Annotated in this window: 13 protein-coding genes; 12 read left to right on the top strand and 1 reads right to left on the bottom strand. The window is 31.5% G+C overall.

Annotated features, from left to right (window positions below; genetic code table 11):
- Positions 1 to 324 precede the first annotated feature (324 nt).
- The 8 genes from JHL18_RS02265 (at position 325) to JHL18_RS02230 (ending at position 15,936) form a co-directional block, all read left to right on the top strand.
- On the top strand, positions 325 to 3,474 hold the full coding sequence (locus tag JHL18_RS02265) for an alpha-mannosidase (RefSeq protein ID WP_200266005.1): 3,150 nt from the start codon (positions 325 to 327) through the stop codon (positions 3,472 to 3,474).
- A gap of 197 nt (positions 3,475 to 3,671) precedes the next feature.
- Positions 3,672 to 5,327 (top strand): hydroxylamine reductase, encoded by a 1,656-nt coding sequence (hcp, locus tag JHL18_RS02260; RefSeq protein ID WP_200266004.1) that lies wholly within the window; start codon positions 3,672 to 3,674, stop codon positions 5,325 to 5,327.
- 342 nt (positions 5,328 to 5,669) lie between these two features.
- Positions 5,670 to 6,113 (top strand): MarR family winged helix-turn-helix transcriptional regulator, encoded by a 444-nt coding sequence (locus tag JHL18_RS02255; protein ID WP_200266003.1) that lies wholly within the window; start codon positions 5,670 to 5,672, stop codon positions 6,111 to 6,113.
- A 4-nt stretch (positions 6,114 to 6,117) separates the two neighbouring features.
- The gene (locus tag JHL18_RS02250; RefSeq protein WP_200266002.1) at positions 6,118 to 7,845 is read left to right on the top strand and encodes an ABC transporter ATP-binding protein; all 1,728 of its coding nucleotides are present in this window, start codon (positions 6,118 to 6,120) and stop codon (positions 7,843 to 7,845) included.
- 1,517 nt (positions 7,846 to 9,362) lie between these two features.
- A complete protein-coding gene (locus JHL18_RS02245) occupies positions 9,363 to 11,225 on the top strand; it encodes an ABC transporter ATP-binding protein (protein WP_243277763.1) in 1,863 nt (620 codons plus the stop codon).
- Between the two features lie 515 nt (positions 11,226 to 11,740).
- Entirely contained in the window at positions 11,741 to 14,827 is a 3,087-nt protein-coding gene (locus JHL18_RS02240) for a type 2 lanthipeptide synthetase LanM family protein (protein ID WP_200266001.1), read from the top strand.
- Between the two features lie 152 nt (positions 14,828 to 14,979).
- Positions 14,980 to 15,681: a flavodoxin family protein gene (locus JHL18_RS02235; RefSeq protein WP_200266000.1), complete on the top strand. Its 702-nt coding sequence runs from the start codon at positions 14,980 to 14,982 to the stop codon at positions 15,679 to 15,681.
- Positions 15,682 to 15,768: 87 nt separating this feature from the next.
- The gene (locus JHL18_RS02230; RefSeq protein WP_200265999.1) at positions 15,769 to 15,936 is read left to right on the top strand and encodes a hypothetical protein; all 168 of its coding nucleotides are present in this window, start codon (positions 15,769 to 15,771) and stop codon (positions 15,934 to 15,936) included.
- 380 nt (positions 15,937 to 16,316) lie between these two features.
- Here JHL18_RS02230 and JHL18_RS02225 read toward each other — a convergent pair whose 3' ends face one another.
- Positions 16,317 to 17,135 (bottom strand): MerR family transcriptional regulator, encoded by an 819-nt coding sequence (locus tag JHL18_RS02225; RefSeq protein ID WP_200265998.1) that lies wholly within the window; start codon positions 17,133 to 17,135, stop codon positions 16,317 to 16,319.
- A 99-nt stretch (positions 17,136 to 17,234) separates the two neighbouring features.
- Between JHL18_RS02225 and JHL18_RS02220 the strand changes: the two genes are divergently transcribed.
- The 4 genes from JHL18_RS02220 to JHL18_RS02205 all read left to right on the top strand — a co-directional run bounded on the left by JHL18_RS02220 (position 17,235) and on the right by JHL18_RS02205 (position 22,656).
- Positions 17,235 to 19,343 carry an FAD-dependent oxidoreductase gene (locus tag JHL18_RS02220; RefSeq protein ID WP_200265997.1) on the top strand — a complete coding sequence of 703 codons (2,109 nt, stop codon included), beginning with the start codon at positions 17,235 to 17,237 and terminating at the stop codon, positions 19,341 to 19,343.
- A gap of 13 nt (positions 19,344 to 19,356) precedes the next feature.
- Positions 19,357 to 20,601, top strand: coding sequence for an NADH-ubiquinone oxidoreductase-F iron-sulfur binding region domain-containing protein (locus JHL18_RS02215; protein ID WP_200265996.1), 1,245 nt, complete (start codon positions 19,357 to 19,359; stop codon positions 20,599 to 20,601).
- A 60-nt stretch (positions 20,602 to 20,661) separates the two neighbouring features.
- Entirely contained in the window at positions 20,662 to 22,116 is a 1,455-nt protein-coding gene (locus JHL18_RS02210; RefSeq protein ID WP_200265995.1) for an FAD-dependent oxidoreductase, read from the top strand.
- Between the two features lie 198 nt (positions 22,117 to 22,314).
- Complete coding sequence (locus JHL18_RS02205; RefSeq protein ID WP_200265994.1) at positions 22,315 to 22,656, top strand: zinc ribbon domain-containing protein YjdM; 342 nt, start codon at positions 22,315 to 22,317, stop codon at positions 22,654 to 22,656.
- The last annotated feature ends 20 nt before the right edge of the window (positions 22,657 to 22,676 follow it).

Here is a 22,676-nt window from a genome sequence, read left to right as displayed (position 1 = left end):
TAAATATAACAAAAATGTTATAATAAAACCATAAGTTTGGAGATATTTATATTGTTAAATCTTAAAAAAGATTTGCATTGACATTGTTATAAAAAATATATGTAAAATGGCTGAATTGTTGGATTTCTATGATAAGTTATATTGTTCTTTTGTCCAATATTTAAGCATAGAATTGTAAAAGAATATAAAATTAGCAACTTAGTTTAATGTACATTTTGAACAATAAATATGTAAATAAACACTTTTTGATTCTAACTGAAGACTCATATAGCATCTTAAATTCAATTAGTCAGTAATTTTAAAATAATGAAAGGAAGAGAGCCTATGTATTTTGCTATCGAAAGGATAAAGAGAATTTTATCAGAGCTTAAGGATTACAGCTGCATTAATAGATTAGACATTGATAACTACAAGATGAAATCCTGTGGATATAATGATTTTTTACTTCTAAATGAAGAGGCAGATCAATGGGAGGACTTTAAAAAAGGACAATTATGGGGAGGTAAGGATAAACACTTCTGGTTCAAAAAAAAGATTATTATACCTAAAGAGTATGAGGGGAAAACAGTTGTTTACGAAGTAACAACTGGTAAAGAGGGGGAGTGGGATGCTACAAATCCTCAATTTTTGGCATTTATAAATGGAAGCTTATCTCAAGGTTTAGATGTTAACCACAGGCAGATTTTATTAACTGACAATGCAAAGGCTGATGAAAGCTACGAAGTTGCATTATATGCTTATTCAGGGATGTTAGAAAGTTTAGTTGAACTAAATTCTTATATCTCCATTCTTGAAACTGAAACGGAGAAATTATATTACAATATAAAAGTGCCAATAGAAGTCGCAGAAATGCTAGATGAGGATGATAAAAGAAGAATCAATATAGTAAGCTTTATGACAAAGGCTGTAAATATGTTAGATCTAAGAATAGCTCTAAATGAAAACTATCATAAATCTATAGCAGACGCCAATAAATACTTGGAAGAAGAATTCTATAGCAAATATTGTGGAAATGATGATGTTGTTGAAGTATGTGTTGGACACACTCATATTGATGTAGCTTGGCTTTGGACTTTAGATCAAACAAGAGAAAAAGTAGTGAGAAGTTTCTCTACCGTTTTAAGTTTAATGGAAAAATACCCAGAATATATTTTCATGTCAAGCCAACCTCAGCTATATAAGTTTATCAAAGAAGATCACCCAGAGATATATGCAAATATAAAGGATAAGGTTAAAGAAGGTCGATGGGAAGTTGAAGGGGCTATGTGGCTTGAGGCAGATTGTAATCTAACTTCTGGAGAATCTTTGGTTAGGCAAATAATCTATGGTAAGAATTTTTTTAAAGATGAGTTTGGAGTAGATAGTAAGCTTTTATGGTTGCCGGATGTTTTTGGATACAGTGCAGCGCTTCCTCAAATTCTACAAAAAAGTGGAGTAAACTACTTTATGACAACAAAGATAAGTTGGAACGAATACAACAAGATGCCTTATGACACCTTTACGTGGAGAGGAATAGATGGTTCAGAGATTCTGACTCATTTTATATCTACAACTGATTATAAAAAGGGCGGAACTCCTGGGACAGGCACTACCTACAATGGCAATACTAATGCTTCTCAGATAATGGGATGCTATCAGAGATATCAGCAGAAGGAGATAAATAGCGAGGTTTTAAATTGCTTTGGGTATGGTGATGGTGGTGGAGGTGCCACAAAGGAAATGCTAGAGATGGCGAAGCGTTTTGAAAAAGGTATACCAGGCGCCCCTAAGGTTAAAATGGGAAAAGCTTTAGATTTTTTCAATAACTTAAATGAAAAGCTTAAAGAAAACAATAAACTTCCTAAATGGGTAGGAGAGTTGTACCTTGAATATCATAGAGGAACCTACACTTCAATGGCCAGAAATAAGAGATATAATAGAAAAACTGAATTCTTAAATTTAGAAGCAGAGATGTTATCAACCTTGAGTAGTATTGAAGCTGGAACTAAATATCCTTCTGGTGAACTAAAAAAATGCTGGGAAACTACACTATTAAACCAGTTCCATGATATAATTCCAGGATCATCAATAAAGGAAGTATATATAGATTCTAAAACGCAGTATGAAAAAATCAATGAAGTGGCAAAGAAAATCATAAGTACAGCAGTGGATAATATTGCTTCAAAACTGTGCCTAGAAGAAACCTCTGTAGTGGTATTTAACCATTTAGGATTCTCAAGAAATGATATAGCTGAGTTTGAACTTCCTTGTGGATGGGATGATGTTGAGATATTTGATGGCGAAAGACTTATAGAATCTCAAAAAGTAGGTGGTAATAAGATTGTGTTTTATGCGCAAGATATACCAGCAAAGGGGTATAAAACCTTTAGTATTAGAAGGAAACAGGAAGTAAAAATTGAGGATGATTATATTAAAATTGGAACTAAGAATATAGAAACAGAGTTTTTTAAAATAGAATTAGATGAAAAGGCTCATTTAATTTCAATATATGACAAGTTAAATGAAAGAGAAGTATTACAAGAAGGTAAAAGAGGAAATGTAATACAGGCTTTTGAAGATAAACCACATAACTGGGATGCATGGGATATTAATATCTACTATCAAGAGAAGATGTGGGAGGTAGACGATGTTTCAAGTATTAAGGTTATAGAAAAAGGGAATGTAAGGTCTTGTTTAGAAGTTGCTAGAAAGTTTTTGAACTCCACCTTGATTCAAAAGATTTATATATATAAAGATATTCCAAGGATAGATTTTGAAAATGAAATAGACTGGAAGGAAAGACACATTCTTTTGAAGGTAGCTTTTCCAGTAGATGTCCATGCAGATAAGGCTACCTATGAAATACAGTATGGAAATGTAGAGAGACCTACTCATTGGAATACCAGCTGGGACTATGCTCGCTTTGAAGTTTGCGCACACAAATGGGCAGATTTATCTGAGGGGGGATACGGTGTAAGTCTTTTGAATGACTGTAAGTATGGTCATGATATAAAAAATTCTGTAATCAGACTTTCCCTTTTAAAATCTCCTTCATATCCTAATGTTGATGCAGATAGAGAAGTACACAAGTTTATTTATTCCCTTTATCCACACAGTGGAGATTTTAAGGAAGCTGGTACAGCTCAAATGGCATATAATCTTAATAATCCTCTTACTACAAAAGTTGAAGAAGCACATAGTGGGAAACTGCCACCGCAAATGTCACTATTCAGAGTAGATAAAGAAAATGTAATAGTAGAGGTAGTAAAGCAAGCGGAGAGAAGTGAAGATATTATAGTAAGAATGTATGAGTGTCATAATAAAAGGACAAAAGTAAAGTGTAGTACATTAAAAGTATTTAAGAGTGCATTTGAATGTGATTTACTAGAAAATACTCTTAAAGAAACTACTATAGAGGATGGAGAGTTTAGCTTTGAAATAAAGCCTTTTGAGATAAAAACTTTTAAACTACGAGATGTTAAGGAACTTTACTAAAATTAAGTGGTATATATAAAGAGAATGCAATTCATTTTTATGAATTATGGTCTCTTTATATATACCATAGAATCCAGCTGTTAATCAAAGTATAAAAAGAGATTACTTAACAAATAATAAAAAAGTGAAAAATATGGGAAATATTAAAAACTATATTATCATAATAAAAATTGATAAGTTAAAAAGGAGTAATGAACATGGAAAATGCAATGTTTTGTTACCAATGTGAGCAAACCTTTGGTGGTAAAGGATGCACTAAAAGTGGAGTTTGTGGGAAAACACCAGAAATAGCAAATCTACAGGATTTGCTGATTTATCAGCTAAAAGGTATCTCATGTTATGTAAAACCTTTGATTGAACAAGGAAAGATTATAGATAAGGAAATAGTTAAGTTTGTAGAAAATGGACTTTTCACAACCTTAACAAATGTAAATTTTGATGCTGAAGTACATGTTAGATTATTAAAGGAGTCACAAAAGATAAAAGAAGCCTTAAGAGATGAGGCACCGGAAGGAAAATATCCTGATCAAGCTACTTACAACCTTAGTGACACAAAAGAGGAAATGTTAAGAGATTCAGTGAAAGCAGGAATAATGTACGATGAAGACCTTAATGAAGATGTACGTTCCTTAAGATCAACAATTTTATATGGCTTGAAGGGGATAAGTGCATATGGACATCAAGCAAGATTTATTGGATACTGTAGCCAACAAGTAGATAATATCTACTTTTTAGGGCTAGAAGCAACTACAAATGATGATTTGACTGTTGAGGAACTTATTCGTATGACGATGAGGGTAGGGGATATGAGTGTAGAGGTAATGAAAACTTTAGATGATGCCAATACCACTAGATATAGTAACCCATCACCTCATAAAGTAAATGTCAATATTGTAAAAGGTCCCTTTATTATAGTATCAGGACATGATTTAAGAGATTTGGAGATGCTTTTACAGCAAACTGAAGGTAAAGGGGTTAATATTTATACCCACGGTGAAATGCTACCTTCACATGGATATAAAGAACTAAAGAAATACAAACATTTGGTTGGCAACTATGGTTCAGCATGGCAAAATCAACAAAAAGAATTTGATGGAATTCCTGGATGTATCCTAATGACTACCAATTGCCTGATGAGACCAAGAGAAACCTACAAAGATAGGATATTCAGCACAAGTGTTGTAGGTTGGGATGGAATAAAGCATATAGATATGAAAGAAGATGGCACTAAGGACTTTAGTGAAATAATAAATAAAGCATTGGAGTTAGGTGGTTTTAAAGAAGGTGAGGAGGAAAAACAAATACTTGTAGGTTTTGGTCATCATGCAACTTTATCACATGCTGAAACTATTGTAAATGCAGTGAAAGAAGGAGAAATACGACATTTCTTCTTAATAGGAGGATGTGATGGAGCAAGACCAGGAAGAAATTATTATACTGATTTTGCAAAAATGGTTCCAGAAGACTGTGTGATACTTACTTTAGCTTGTGGAAAATACAGATTTAATAAATTAGATTTTGGAACAGTAGCAGGATTGCCTAGATTATTAGATGTAGGACAATGCAATGATGCGTACTCAGCGGTTAGGATTGCTACAGCTTTAGCAGACGCATTTGATACTAGTGTAAATTCATTGCCTTTAACGATTGTACTTTCTTGGTATGAGCAAAAAGCAGTTGCTGATCTATTAGCCTTGTTATCACTTGGAATTAAAGGTATGTACTTAGGACCTAGTTTACCTGCATTCATATCTCCAAATGTATTGCAGTATTTAGTAGATACCTTTAATATAAAACCGATAAGTACAGCAGAAGATGACTTGCGTAGTTCATTAAAGCAAGCTATGATTTAGAAATATCAATATAATTAGGTATTACATAAAATACTGGAATATAAACTATATAATTGTCTTGTATTTATTTACTTAGCTAGATAATCTAGCTAAGTTTTTTTGTCCTTAAGTGGATTATAATTGACTAAAATTTCCTAATAATTTTCTGAAATAATATATGAAAAACATAATTTTATAGAGTTCAAATATGTAAAAAAATAAATATTTCGTGTAATCGTATTCGTTCCATATATCTATCTTGACTACGATGTACATGGTGATATAATTGTTTCGTACACGAATTAATCGGTTCCGAATAATTACCATACGAATTAATTCGTCTGAGAAATTGGGGGGAGGAAAATGTCTTTAAGCGATACAAACAAGGATATAACAAGGCTTTTCTTTGAAGTAAGTAAAACTATTCAACAAACCATGCGAAAAAACTTTGAAAAAGGCGAGGTAACTATGCCTCAGGGAATGGTGCTTCATATGTTATGTGAGCAGGGTGAAATGAAGATTAGTGATTTAAGCGATAAGGTTCATCTGTCCAAGAGTACTGTTTCAGGTATAGTTGATAGATTAGAAAATCATGGACTAGTTGAAAGAACAAGGAACTTAGAAGATAGAAGGACTGTCTACGTAAAAGTGACTAAAAAGTTTGAAGATCAGCACAAGGGAATACACAAAAAGGCAGAAGAAAGCTTTGAAGACTTACTTAGTTCTGCAACTCCTGATGATAAGGAGAAAATAATTGATGGACTCAATACTCTAAAGAGAGTATTAATGGATAGAAAGGAGAGGTAGCTTTATGTTAAGACTTTATAAATTTTTAAAACCATTTACTGCTATGGTAATAGGAGTAGTGATTTTTGTAGCTTGCCAAGCTATCGGAGATCTTTATCTTCCTACTTTAATGTCAGACATAATAAATGATGGCGTTATGCAAGGAGATACAAGCAAGATTTTTCACATTGGAGGAGTAATGCTTCTGGTTGCTTTAGGAGCTGTTATTTGCTCAGTTTTAGCAAGTTTATTATCATCTAAAGCTGCAGCAGGCCTTGGAGAGATAATTAGAAGTAAGGTATTCAGAAAAGTTGAAAGTTTTTCACTTCATGAATTTGATAAACTAGGAACAGCTACACTTATTACTAGAACAACAAATGATATAACACAAATTCAAACAGTTACAGTTATGATAATGCGTATGATGATCAATGCACCGATTATGTGTGTTGGTGGTATCATAATGGCATATAGAAAAGATGGATCTCTTACATGGGTATTAGGAGTTTCTATACCAGCACTTATAGTTGTTATAGCAATACTAGCTACTAGAATGATGCCGCTTTTTAAGCAAGTACAGGTAAAGATAGATAGAATTAATCTTGTTTTACGTGAAAAGCTTACAGGAATAAGAGTTATACGTGCCTTTAACACTGTGGCTAAAGAAACAGAGCGTTTTAAGGAAGCAAATACTGATTTAACAGAAAACTACATTAAGGTTAATAGAATTATGGCTTTCATGATGCCATCTATTATGCTTATAATGAATTTTACTTCTTTAGCAATACTTTGGTTTGGTGGATTACGTATCAGTGAAGGAAGTATGGATTTGGGAGCTCTTTCTGCTTTTACACAATACGCTATGCAAATAATGTTCTCAATGATTATGCTTGCAATGATGTTTATTATGGTTCCACGTGCTCAAGCAGCAGCAGTGAGAATAAATGAAGTACTTGATACTGTTCCAGAAATTACAGACCAAGAAACAGTAAGAGAAGATTTTGAAGGTAAAGGATATGTTGAGTTTAAGGATGTAAGCTTTAGCTATCATGGAGCTGAAGAACCAGCACTTAGAAATATTTCCTTTGCAGCAAAACCAGGTGAAATTACAGCTATAATAGGAAGTACAGGATCTGGTAAGTCTACATTAATAAACTTAATAACAAGATTCTACGATGTGCAGAGTGGAAATGTTTTAGTTGATGGTGTGGATGTTAGAGAGATTTCACAAGAAGCGCTTAGAAGTAAGATAGGCTTTGTTCCACAAAAGGCAGTGTTATTTTCTGGAACAATAGCTGAAAATATTAAATTTGGAAATGACAATGCAACTGATGAAGAAATTAAACATGCTGCTGAAGTTGCACAGGCTGCTGATTTTATAGCTACTATGGATGGAGGCTATGATCACGAAATTGCCCAAGGTGGTACAAATGTATCTGGTGGTCAAAAACAAAGACTTTCTATAGCAAGAGCTTTAGTAAGAAGACCTGAGATATATATTTTTGATGACAGTTTCTCAGCACTAGACTTTAAGACAGATGCAAAACTTAGAGCTGCTCTTAAGAAAGAAACGCAGGAATCAACGGTAATTTTAGTTGCACAAAGAGTTGGTACAGTTATGGATGCAGATAGAATAATAGTTTTAGATGAAGGTTCTGTTGTAGGAATGGGAACACATAAAGAATTATTACAAACATGTGATGTTTATCGTGAAATTGTATCCTCACAACTTTCAGAGGAGGAGATAGCATGAGTGAAAACAAAAGAAATAGACCCGCTGGAGGCAGAAGAGGCGGCCCAATGGGTGGCATGGGAAGACCAGTAGAAAAGGCGAAGGACTTTAAAGGTTCACTAAAAAGACTTTTAAAATACTTAAAACCACATAAAATAAATTTAATAGTTGTACTTGTATTTGCTATTTTGAGTACAACCTTTACAATAGCGGCACCAAAAATAACAAGTAAAGCAATGAATAAATTGCAAAATGCATATATGGCTCGTAAGATGCTTTCTGAGATGTCAAAGGGTCAAAACGAAGCTATGGATCAAATGAACAGTAAAATGGGAGATGTCCAAATAGAGGTTTCAGATAAAATTGTTGATAAAATGGCTGATGGACAAAAAACTGCTGTAGATAAGATAACTACAAGCATGGGGGACGCTCAAGCTAAGGCTGTTGACGAAATCTATAATAATGTAGCAATACAAATGTATCAAGGTATAGTTACAGGACAAAAGACTGCAGTTGATAAAATAACTGCTCAAATGGCTACAGCTCAAAAGACAACTGTGGCTCAGGTTAAACAACAAATGGAGCAAATGCAAAAGATGCAGCAAGCCGCTCAACAGGCTGCACAACAAGCAGCTCAAGGTGGAGCAACTAATCAGACTGGGGCTGTTACTCAAAGCGGAACACAAGCTACACAAAGTGTTACTCAACCAGATGCTCAAACATTAGCTGCAATTCAAAATTTAATGAAGCTTCCAATGATTGATGCAACAACAGATAGAGCAACAAGAGTTAAAACTACTCTTGATTTTATCAATATACTTAAGGCTATGCCAGCTAGTGGGCAGATAGATAAGAATTCTTTAGCTACATTAGAAGAATTATTAAATATTCCAATGCTTGATAAAGCTAAGGTTGGAAATGATAAAGTTACTGTAATGAAAAAATTCATGAGTACTGCTAAGAAATTGCCTGGTGGAAGTTCATCATCAAGTTCAATGAGTCTTGATACAGCACAAATGAATGAAGTATATAACAGAATAGCTAAAATGACAGATTTTACTGCAAAGGCTTCAAATTCAACTACAAAAACAGATCAAAAAGCTACAGATGCAGTTCAAAAATTACTGAAGCTTCCATTAATAAATGATATTAAAGATGCTACAGAGAAGAAGAATACTTTAAATCAGCTTATTGATATATTTAAAGACATGCCAGATATGTCAAGTGACAGCAGCTCAACTTCTGGAAGTCAAATAAATAAATCAGACCTAGATACTGTTAAAGAGTTATTGGCTGCAGCTGATTTAAGCACTATTAAAGATTCAAAAGAAAAGACTGTTGCTGCAATAAAACTAGTTGATATATTCGGTAAAATGCCAAAAACTGATAGTACTACAACTTCAGATACAATGAATCCAGATCAACTTAATAGTGTAAAGCAACTATTAGCTTTACCAATGCTTAATTCAATAACTGATACTAACGATAGAACTAAAGTTATAAGTCAGATGCTAGATATATTCGATAGTATGCCTGATATGGGAACAACTACTGATACAGATTCAAAAAATAAGATAGATACTAAGAGTATAAAATCAATTAAGAAGTTTGTAGCACTTCCTAAATTAGATACTTTAACAGATGCAAACCAAAGGGCAGAAGTATCTAGACAAATTATAGATTTAGGTAGTGATTTATCTAAGACAATGGATAACGCTCCTGCAAGTCCTAAAGATAATGTAAAGTTTACTGATGATCAAATTGATTCAGTAATCAAGGCTATAAAAGAAACAAATGGAGAGTATGATTTCAAATACATCGGAAACATAGCACTTGTTCTTATAGGAATGTATATAATCAGTGCGATTTTTAGTTTAATAATGGGTCTTGTAATGTCTGGGGTTGCTCAGAAGACAGTTAGAGACTTAAGAATGGAAGTTGATGCAAAACTTGCAAAATTACCACTTAAGTACTTTGATATGCATGCCCACGGAGATATACTAAGCCGTGTTACTAATGACGTTGATACTATCGCAACTACATTACAGCAGAGTTTAACTCAAATAATTACATCACTTATTACTATAGTTGGTTATATAATAATGATGCTTACAATTAGTCCTATTTTAACACTTATTGTAATAGCAACATTACCTCTATATGTAATAGCTACTGCTACAATAGCGAAGAAGTCTCAAAAGTACTTTGCAGCTCAACAAAAGGAAATTGGTTTATTGAGTGGACATGTAGAAGAAATGTATACTGGTCATAAGATAGTTAAAGCTTTTGGTCATGAAAAAGATTCTATAGAAGAATTTGAAGCTATAAACGGAAGACTTAAAAGCTCTGGATGGAAGGCTCAATTTGTTTCAGGTATAATGTTCCCTCTTATGAACTTTATAAGTAACTTAGGTTATGTTGGAATCAGTATGGTTGGTGGTATTTGGATCACAAAGAGTCTGCTTGGATTAGGTGATATACTTGCCTTTATTCAATACTCAAGATCATTTACTATGCCAATTGTTCAAACAGCGAATATAGCAAATGTTATTCAATCAACCATAGCTTGTGCTGAACGTGTATTCCAAGTACTTGATGAAGAAGAAGAAATTCCAGACAGTGCCGATGCAATAGTATTAGAAAACGCTAAGGGAGAAGTTACTTTCGAACATGTTGATTTTAGATATGTAGAAGATGTACCTCTAATAGAAGATATGAACCTTGATGTTAAGCAAGGACATACAGTTGCTATTGTTGGACCTACTGGCGCAGGTAAAACGACACTTGTTAATCTTTTAATGCGTTTCTATGAAATAAATGCAGGTAAGATAAAAATTGATGGTGTTGATATAAATGATATTAAACGTAGTGAATTACGTAAGATGTTTGGTATGGTGCTTCAAGATACATGGCTATATAACGGATCTATTAAAGATAATATAGCCTATGGAAAAGAAGGCGCTACAATGGAAGAGATTATTCGTGCAGCAAAAGCAGCTCATGCTGACCACTTCATAAGAACATTGCCAGAAGGTTATGATACAGTACTTAATGAAGAAGGAACAAATATATCACAAGGTCAAAAGCAGCTTCTAACTATTGCTAGAGCAATACTTGCTGATCCTACAATATTGATTCTTGATGAAGCAACAAGTAGTGTTGATACAAGAACAGAAGTATTAATACAAAAGGCTATGAACAACTTAATGAATGGAAGAACAAGTTTCGTAATTGCTCATAGACTTTCTACTATTCGTGATGCTGAGCTAATCTTAGTTATGAATAAAGGAACAATAATTGAAATGGGTAATCACAAGCAATTACTAGAAAAGAACGGCTTCTACGCTGATCTTTATAACAGTCAATTCTCAGGTGCAGACTTGGAAGTTGAGACTGTATAGTATAATATAAACTTAATAAGAAATTAGAAGTGGCCATATTTGGGTAAAAATGTTTACTCAGATATGGCCATTTTTTTACTATAAAAGATCTGTAAGTACATTACTTCTATAAACATATAAGAGTATATAGTTTTATTATTATTTGTTGAGCTTATTTTGATCGATAGATATTAGAAAATGTAATGGGAACTTTTCATAGTTGAAAGATTAGTATATAAGATTGCATGATTATTTTTTTCTGGAGAAGATAAAGTAGTCAAAAACTAGAAGGAAAGTTGAGGTTTTAATAAATACACAAATTTAAACTAGAGAAGTGTTTTATATAGCTGGGAAAAAGTATTTTTGATGATAAAAATATCACAATGCAAAAATAAATGTTAATAATTTATTAAAAAGGAAGGATATGTAATAAAAGTGTTGAATATAAAGATAAATATAGTCCCCAAAAAGCCTTTTATATAGTTATGACAAACACAATAAAGTTAATATATATAAGAAAATGGAAGGTGTAGCCCATGACGAATAATGTAAAACAATTAAATATAAGTGCAAAAAATTTTATTTATACGCTTACTATTAAAGAAAGATTAAATGCATTTAAAGAAAATCAATTATTAACGATTGATGATACTGTAATGCTAGATGATAGGTGGCTTAATATTAAAAGTCTTGTAGCTCCTAAAGTGTTTGAAGAAGAACTTGATCATATAGATATCAAAAAGGAAGAGTTAGCATTTGCGATAAAATCTTTTACAGATGAAGAAGAAGATATTCTTAGTGAATATTTAGAGAGACAAGTATGGTTTAAATCATATAAAGAGCTAATGGAAGAATTTGCGGCTAATTATAAAAATGAGACTGTTGTTTGTGAACAACTAATATTACCTTTTAAGTATTTTGCAAAAAAACAATTATATAATAGTCAGAAAAATCTTAAAGGTTTAAAAATTGAAGATGATTTAATTGAAAAGTTAAGTGAGTACATTGCTTCTCAAATTTCCAAATTAACTTTGAAGTGTCTTGTAGTAGAAATCAGCGATTATAAAGCAAAAAATAAGTTGGAGGGAAAGGACGGAAGAGAGAGATACTTAGACTTTTTAGAAAACTGTTATAAATCGCCGAATCAAATACAATCATTCTATAACAAATATCCAGTTTTAAGTCGATTTATTATGCAGAAGTTATTAGATTTAGTAAAAGCATTAAAAGATATGATTTTAGATTTAGATGAAAATTTTATTGAAATTGATAAACTATTTAATATAGAAACAAGTATTGTAAAACATATTGGTTTATCTCTAGGAGATACTCATCAGAATGGAAAATCAGTGGCGGAAATTGAATTTGAAAATGGTAAAAAATATATTTATAAGCCGAGAAACTCTTATATAGAAAAAGCATTTAATAAATTTATAGCATATATAAATAAAAATAGTGATCTTAAGGATTTATATATAAACAAAGTTTTTTATTCAGAAACTTTTACTATTGAACAATTTATTGAGTCCCAGTCTTGTAAGACAATAAATGAGGTTAAGTCTTACTACTATAGATTTGGTATGTTAACAGCGTTAATTAGCATATTAAATGGTTCAGATATGCACTTTGAAAATATTATAGCCCATAACCAGTACCCATGTATAATTGATTTTGAAACACTTTTTACTCAATTCAATTTTCAACATAATGGACCTGATGCAAATGTTAAAGTGCTGGACAAGCAGGTGTTAAACTTAAGTGGAACTGGATTATTACCGATGAGCTTAAATTCAGGGGATGAAGATAATGAGGTTGACGTAAGTGCTTTATCTGGTGGGATAACTAAGCCTATAACAAGAAAAACATTAGTTGCTAAGAATATTTATACTGATGATATGTGTTTTATATATGAGAATAGCTGTATTCTTAGTAGTAATAGTAATAGATTGAATTTAAATGGAGAAGTTCAAGAATATAAAAATTTTAGACAAGATATTTATAATGGATTTAATGATACCTTAGATTGGGTTTTTAAAAACCTTACTGAATTAAAAGTTTTTACACAAGAGATATTTAATGATTTACAGGTACGTCAAGTTATGAAATCTACAGCTGTATATAGTGATTTGATTGATTATATGGATCATCCACACTACTTAAGTGACATGGTAAGGATTGAAAAACTACTGGAGAATAACTGGGCATATTCATATAGTGACAAGCGGTTAGTTAAGTATGAGATTATGGATATGTTACATTTAGAAATACCTATATTTTATACAAATACTTCAAGAACATATTTAAAAACTAGTAATGAGCATTATATAAACAATTATTTCAAAAAAGATGTTTTATCAAAAGTAATTGATACACTCTCCAGCTTGAAAAAAGATGTGATTGAAAAAGAAAAAATAAAACTATGCTTATTATTAGGCGATTATAAAGCTTTATTTAATGAAAGTCATGAAAGACTTACAAAACAAATAAGAAAAAATAATCTAAGGATATATCAAGATGAAGAGGTAGTTGAAACATGTAATAGTATTGGAAAAAGTATAATAAAAGCTGCTATTAAAGATGAAAAAAGCATTTCTTGGGAATATATAGACAATGGTAAAGAATTATCAAGGTATAAATTCATAAACAATGGATTGTATTCGGGAAGGGCAGGTATCTTATTATATTTTTACTACTTGAATTGTATACAAGAGAATGAAACTATTTCAGATTTTACAAAGTGTTTAATACAAGATGTAAAATACTACAAAGAGGCTGTTGAAAATACAATGTTTGAAGGAGCAGCGGGGAGCTTATATGCTTTATTAAAATGTGAAGATAATAATATTAGCTTTGAGATGATACAAAATACTATTATTTTTATCAAAAAAAATAATACTGAAATGAAAAAAATTAATTGGTTAGATGGAGGATCAAGTCTAATAAAATTAATACACAATATTGTTAAAACAAAGCATAAGAGTATTTTAGCTTTAGAAGTTGCAAATGAAATTATTCAATCAATTTGTACCTATTTACACAACAAATCTATTGAATCGGTTGATATAGGATTTGGACAAGGTTTAATTGGATTGTTATATGCATTATTAATAGGACAGTCGTTATTAAGAAAAGATTATAGTGTTGAAATCGAAAAAATCTTATATTTAGTTGATAGGCAACTAAAAAATCTTAAAGTTGAAAAATATATGGGTGGGACAAGTCGCGTTTTATCAGGGTGTAATGGATTTGTTGGTTTAGGTATTGGAGCGCTTGCGTGTAATAAATATATTAAAGATTCTAGGTTAGATAAATATATTAATTTGGCTATTGATTCAATAATGGACTCTAGCTTCGATGATATGAGCCTATATAATGGGATTGCTGGAGAATTAGATTTTTTAGCTTCCTTATCACTATTTAGAGATGATCCAGCTATAAAACATATGATAGCAACCAAAAGAAATCAAATAATTGATTTTTATAAAAGAAATGATGCTGTTTTAATTGATGAACTACCTGAATTTAGAAATTATGGATTGTTTTCAGGTTTATCAGGGGTTGGATACTCAATGCTAAGGACGCTTTTCCCAACTAAAATTCCAAGTGTTTTAATACTTGATTAATTAAAGCCTAGAAACCCTTATATTAAGGATAGTTAAGAATTTTTAGTAGCCCTTATTTATAAAATCAATGAGCAGTTTTATATGTGATTACAAAAACAATGTTGATTATATGGAGTGCAACACTTTATACATGTCAAGAAGATGGAGGAAGTATGAAAGTATTTGGAATTATAGGAAGTATGAATGGTATAAACTCAAGAGAATATCAAATTATTGCAAAGTATTTTAGTGCTGAAAAATATAAAAATGCTGATGTCAAAATAATCACTGCAGATCAATTGAATATTAAATATTGCAGAGGATGTTGCACTTGTTTTAATACTGGTGTATGTCCATTGGATTCTACAGATGACATGGAAAGTATAAAAAAATATCTATTGGAAGCTGATTTGATTATAGTGTCATCTCCTGTGTATATGCATCAAGTATCTGGTTTTATGAAAAATGTGCTAGATAGGATAGCATATTGGACTCATACCTTTCATCTAATTGGGAAGCGTATTGTAGTTTGTACATCAACAAGTAGTTCAGGTAGTGAATATGTAATTAGTTATCTGAAAAAGGTTATGTCTGCTTTAGGTGGGATAGTATTAGGGGAAATAATAGTAGATGACATGACAACTATTGAGGAAATTGAAGAAAAATGCAAATATATTAACAATATGGTTTCACAATCTTCAGTAAGTCTTGCAAATATTAGTGTAAGTACATTTCAACATACTCTTTATAAAGGGTTAAGATCAAATTTGATTGAAAAAGAGGGATATGAACATGATTATTGGTTGGAAAATAATATGTTTGATTATTTTACCTTTAAAGAATATCTCTTATATAGATTAAATTTATATAAATAGATAAGAAATTTGGGTTAGTAAATGCTTATTTGTTATTGATAAAGAATATTTGACTGGGGAAATAATTAATAAAAAGGAGCTGTTAATATGATAGAATATAAGATTGGAAAAACTTTTGAAGATATGGAGTATGAGGAGATGGCGTTACATCAAATGGGTACTGAAGTGAATAATAGTGTAATATTTACTCAACAACAAACGTTAACTTGGTGCCCTATATCTACATTGACTATAGTTAGTATTATCACAAAGTAACAATATGGATGTATCACTTCTTAATAAAATCTATTATTTATAAATTCTCTTACTAAAACCGTGAAAGTTTTAAAAATAGATTTCAGATTAAAGTGGCACGTCTGTTCAGCAGAGTAGATATCCAATTTCTATTCAAATATACAAAGATAATATAAAATCATAACAAATAGGAAAGTTCCTAGTTAAATGTTCTTTAATCAAAATTATTATATTAACCATAACAATTGAATTATATGTTATCTCTGTATGTTGTAATAGATATACTATACCAAGCAATTATAAATGTATGATATTCAAAAATATTAAAATATCCTAGTAAGGCAATAAGATGCTTTACTAGGATTAATTTATTTCATATTTTTATCTATGTACTTAGTTTTTTACATATGATGCATTATTTGAAGTTCCATTAAATAATCATATTTTGAAGAGACAGATAAATCTATCATTTTTGAAACTAAAAAAGCTGTATCATCGAGTTTCATATTTCTTATTTCAGCGTATTTAGTTATATTGTTAATTGCGGATATAGTATTTTCTTCTGAATAAATAAAGCTTTGATTAATATAACGACCTTCACGCAAACTTTTAAATTTTAATTGAGGAATTTTTTTGTCTGAGAATACTCCGAAACCTTTTACATTTAAGTTTTTAGTCTTTATATATTCTGATAAGGAAAATAATAAACACATAGTGTTGTGTTCTGTAATATCTATATTAGTTATATTACTTATATGCCTATTCACATATTTATCAATATCATAAATAGAAGTATTGAGTTCAACATAATAAAAATTTCTGCTCAGTAGATATTGTTCATATGTTTTGATTTTTTTAGGAGACTTTTTCAATTCTTTTATATCAGATATCATACTATCTGTAAGTTGCTTTGAATATTCAATAGCAGCTATTTTTTTATCTAACTGTTCTTTATGAGATTCTAAGAATGCTAATAGTTTATCGTAATCTTTATGCTCATCAAGTATATCTTTAATATCTTCTAATGAGATTAGGAGGGTTTTATTTAAATAGCGAATAACATCAATTATAAAAAGTTGATCATAACTAAAATATCTATACTTAGTGTCTGGTGAAATATAGCAAGGTTTTAACAAATTTAAATGGTCATAATGACGCAATATCTTTGTTGATATGTTCATATAGCGAGATACTTCTCCAATTGTATATAAGTTTGTCATTTTTTTCACACTCCACTATTGACTTTGCCATTATGGCAACGTTTATATTTATAGTATAAAGTAACTTTTGTACAAGAGTCAAGAAAAGTGGAGGTTAACATGAGTAATATCAAAGTCATAATAGATAATATAGAATTGTATGCTGATAAAAATAAAACAATCATGCAGGTAGCTGAGGAGGCAGATATTTATATTCCTCATCTTTGCCATCATCCAGATCTTCATGATGTTGGAGGTTGTAAATTATGTGTAGTTGAAATATCAGGAAAAAATGATATACAAACCTCATGTACTACAACAATTGAAGAAGGAATGATTGTTAAAACAAAATCAGAAAAACTTGATGAGATGCGAAGATTGTCAATGGAACTAATGCTTGCTAATCATGTAGACGATTGTACTACATGTCCAAAATATTTAAAATGCGAATTGCAATCGTTAATTCAATATTTAGGTGTAAGTACCTCAAGATTAAGAAGGACTCTTAATGCTGTACCTGTGGAAACAGAAAATCCATTAATAATTAGAGATTTAAATCGATGTGTAGCCTGTGGCAGATGTGTAAGAGCTTGTCATGATATCAGAGGTGTTGGAATTTTAGATTATGACAAAAATGAAGAAGATAGAATTTATGTTGGAGTTAAAAATGGATTATCATTGTCAGATGCAAACTGCCGTTTTTGTGGGGCTTGCGTTGAAGTATGTCCAACAGGAGCGCTTCAAGATAAAAAAGGTGTATTCAAAGATGGGAATAGAGATGAGGTATTAATTCCATGTAAGCAGGAATGTCCAGCAGGAATTAATGTTCCTAAATATGTTCGTTACATAAAGGATGGAAATTTCGATGAAGCAGCAGCAGTAATTCGTGAAAAAGCACCATTTCCAAAATCTCTAGGCCTTGTATGTATGCGGTTTTGTGAAGCTGCATGTAGGAGAAAAGACATAAATGGAGCAGTTTCAATAAGAGAATTAAAGAGATTTGCAGCTGAGGCTGATTCTTATAGATGGAAAGCTAAAGCTTTTAAAAAGGATAAAACTGATAAAAAAGCTGCAATTATTGGATCAGGGCCAGCAGGACTTACTACAGCTTACTATCTTGCGAAACTTGGACATGCAGTAGATGTATATGAAAAACTCCCAGTAGCAGGAGGGATGCTATCGGCAGGTATCCCAGATTATCGTCTTCCAAAAGAAGTTGTAGAATCCGAAATAGATGTAATTCGTGAAGTAGGAGTAAACATTATCACTAACAGCAAAGTAGAATCATTAAAAGAATTAAAAGAGAACTATGATGCAGTTGTAATTGCTATAGGAACAGATAAAGGTGTAAGAATTCCAATTCCTGGGGCTGACTTGAAGGATGTGTATGTAAATATTGATTTCTTAAGAAGAGATTTGATAGATATAGATATTGACATGAAGAAATCGGTTGTTGTTTTAGGTGGAGGAAATGTGGCGTTTGATTGTGCAAGATCAGCAAAGAGGTTAGGAGCTGAAAGTGTTTCAGTTGTTTGCTTAGAAGGACAAGGACACATGACTGCAAGTGACGAAGAAATCGAAGAAGCAATTGAAGAAGGAATCCAAATTTACAATAGCAGAACTTTTATAAAAGTTGAAGATAATGGTGGAAATGTTTGTGGAATAGTATGTCAGGAAGTTGAAAGTTTTCACTTCGATGAAAATAAGAAATTGATATTAAATATCAAAGAAAACTCAGAACATTTAATTAAAGGTGAAATGATAATTTTTGCAACAGGGCAGAGAGCAGACCTTGGAGCATTTGAAGAAATTGAGCTTAACGGAAGAGGTTTGGTAAATATTGATGATTGTAATAAAACTAATAAAGATGGGATTTTTGCTGTTGGAGATGCAGTGACAGGAACAGCATCTGTAATTCAGGCAATAGCAGGAGCAAGAAAAGCTGTATCAAGCATTGATAAATATTTAGGGGGAGATGGAATAATAGATGAAGTCTTATCATCTGAGCAACCTTTAAATCAAAGGATAGGAATGGAAGAAGATTTTGCTAAAAAGGAATGTAGTCATTATAAATGTATTCCGGTTGACAAAAGAGTGGATAATTTTAAGTTGATGACAGTTGGATTTGATACAAAGACTGCACAATGTGAGGCTTCTAGATGTCTTCAGTGTGATTTACGTCCTAAAATTACAAAAGCAAAATTTTGGACTGAATATAAGGTAAAGTAAAGGCGGTGAAAAAATGATAGTAGAAAACATAAAAATATTAGGGCATGGAATAAAAAATTCAAATCTTATGGATAGATGGAAAAATAGAGAGTGGAGAGAACTAGCATGCCTTTTTATCGAAGATAGTAATCAAAGTCAAAATATAAAATATCTATTAGAAAAACACATGAATCAAGTTATTGATGGAATTAAGATATGCAAAAATGAACTAGGTATAGAAAAAGTTAAAATTTATCTTAGCGAGTTTTATAGTGATTTCAAAGTGAAATTAGAAGAATATGAAATTGAAGTAGTGTTAGTTGGTGATAAGAAAGTTTTTGAAAAAGAGGTATTTAATGAAATAACATTGGTGCATAATGCAGAAACCTTCTATGCACTTAAGAGTTCATTGGAAGAAAATTATATTCCTAAAAAGATCATTTCAATAGCTGGAGATGTTAAAGATTCTAGAATCTATGAAATTCCATTTGGAATATCCTTAAGGCAAATTATAAGTGAATATGGTGGCGGAACTAAATCTGAGAAAGCAATAAAGTTTGTACAGGTAGGTGGAAATACAGGTGCTATTTTCACAGAAGAAGAACTAGATACTCCATTTTTATATTCAAACTTAATTGGGCATGGAACGATGTTAGAAGTATCAAAAATAGAGGTTTATAACGTTGACACCTGTGTTGTGGATTGGGCAACTCAAAGAATGTTAGACAATAGCAAAGAAACCTGCGGAAAATGTGTATATTGCAGGGAAGGAATTTACCAATTATATAAAATCATTAAGGATGCAACCGAAGGAAAAGGTAAAGAGAGTGACATTAGTGTAGCTATGGAGCTATGTGAAACAATTAAAATTGGAACTTTGTGCGATTTTGGAAAGAGTGCTTCTAATCCATTATATACAGCTATTAATAAGTTTAGAGATGAATTTGAAAAGCATATTGATAGAAAAATATGCAATACACTAAATTGTATAGCCTATTCTAATTACTTTATAGATCCAAAGGTTTGTAATGGTTGTGGCGATTGTATTAATTGTCCTCAAGAGGCAATCAAGGGTGGAAATAATTTAATTCATATGATTGATATAGATTCTTGTGATAAATGTAAAAAATGTGAAGAGATATGCAAAGTAAAAGCAGTAAAGAGATATGGGTCAGTAAAACCAAAATTACCATCAGAACTAATAGAAGTTGGGAGTTTTGATGAAAGCGCTTTAAGTGAGAAGAAAGGCCTTGGACTTGGGAGAAGACGAAGAAGATAGTTCATAATCATAATTAATATATATATTTAAGTCATTAATTAAATTTAGGAGGTAACAAATATGCGTGAAATGGAATCAGATGTAATTATTGTAGGTGGAGGAGCAGCAGGACTTGCAGCAGCAATCGCAGCTGCAGAACAAGGAGCTGAAGTTATAGTATTTGAAAAAGCAAATACTACTGGTGGATGTGCCAATATGGCAATGGGGCTTTTAGGAGTAGAAACTAAAATGCAAAAGGAAAGGCTTGTTGATTGCACAAGAGAAGGAGCGTTTCAAAAATTCATGGATTATACGCACTGGCGCTCAGATGCAAGACTTGTAAAGAATTATATTTATAAATCAGCAAGTACAATTGAATGGTTAGAAGCTATGGGGGTAAAATTTGCACTACCATCAAAATATTTTCCTGGTTCAGAAGCCACTTGGCATATTGTTCAGCCAAAGACAGGAGCACCTGGACTTAGAGCGGCAGCTACTATGATCAAAGCAATGACTGATAGAGCGGAAGAATTGGGCGTTAAAATCTGCTTAGAATCACCAATCCAAAGTCTAATTAAAGATAATGGTGAAATTATAGGAGTAGTGGCGAAAGATAAAGATGGAGAAATTGAAGCATTTGGTTCTGCTGTAATTGTTGCAACAGGTGGATTTGGAGATAGTCCTGAATTTATTAATAAATATACAAAATTTGAGTGGGGAAAGGATCTGTTCTCATATAGGATACCAGGGCTTACAGGTGATGGGATCAGCATGGCATGGGAAGCTGGAGCAGCAAGAGATAGAATGGATATGGAATTAGTTTTCTTTGCACCTAATACAGGTGGATATGCGCCAATTGAACTTCCATTTAGACAACCTAATCTTTTTGTAAATCTAGATGGAGAAAGATTTTATGATGAAGCTGTAGTTGAAAATCCTGTGTTTTCAGTTAATGCTATCTGTAGACAAAAAAATAGAACAGTATTCTCTATTATAGATGAAAGTATAATGAAACAATATGAGAAAAATGGTTTAGATTTAATCAATGTTGTTACTTCTAATATTAGTATGGATGATTTTAAACAAGAGATGAATGATCTTATTAAAAATGGAAACGATGTATTATTTATAGCAGATTCCATTGAAGAATTGGCAGAAAAAACAGGAATTGATAAAGAAGGACTTGTAAAGACGTTAAATGATTACAATGAATGCTGTAAGTCAACTGATACATTATTTAATAAAAATCCAAAATATTTAAAGCCATTAGTTGGACCAAAGTTCTATGCGTTGAAATTTGCTCCAAGTGCATATGGAAGCTTAGGAGGAATAAAAATAAACTATAACACAGAAGTAATTGATACTGAAGACAAAGTAATACCAGGATTATTTGCAGCAGGAACAGATGCAAATTCTGTATGTAACCCTGATTATGTATTTGTGCTTCCAGGAAATACTTTAGGATTTGCAGTAAATTCAGGAAGAATTGCTGGTGAAAATGCGGTTAAATATATCAAAGAGAATTTCACAGAATAATAGAGGATTTTAATTATATTTTGGAGAAAGCTTCAAAGGTAAGGATTTTCTTCTACCATAAGAAAAAGATCAATGAAATAAATAATTAGTTTTTTCCTTGCTGTTTGTTAATTGATAGAAATATGATATCATATAATTCTGTTATAAAGCTAGCCATCTGTGTAAGAATTAATAAAAACAAACGGAGGAAATGAACTAATGAATAATTTGCCGAACTGTCCAAAATGTAATTCAGAATATACCTATGAAGATGGAGAGGTTCTAATTTGTCCAGAATGCTCTCATGAATGGACTGTAGGATCAGAAAATCAAAATAATGAAGATGTTAAAGTTGTTAAAGATTCAAATGGAAATATTTTAAGTGATGGTGATTCTATAACAATAATTAAAGATCTTAAAGTGAAGGGTGCTTCATCAGCTTTAAAGAAGGGGACAAAAGTAAAAAATATACGTTTAGTTGATGGAGATCACAATATTGATTGCAAAATTGATGGATTTGGAGCAATGAGTTTAAAATCTGAATTCGTTAAAAAGATATAAGGAATTCTATGTATAAACTA

It is taken from the genome of Clostridium yunnanense (assembly GCF_016595795.1).
In the GTDB taxonomy this organism is placed as follows: domain Bacteria; phylum Bacillota; class Clostridia; order Clostridiales; family Clostridiaceae; genus Clostridium_AR; species Clostridium_AR yunnanense.
This window is presented reverse-complemented; position numbering and strand designations above follow the sequence as displayed.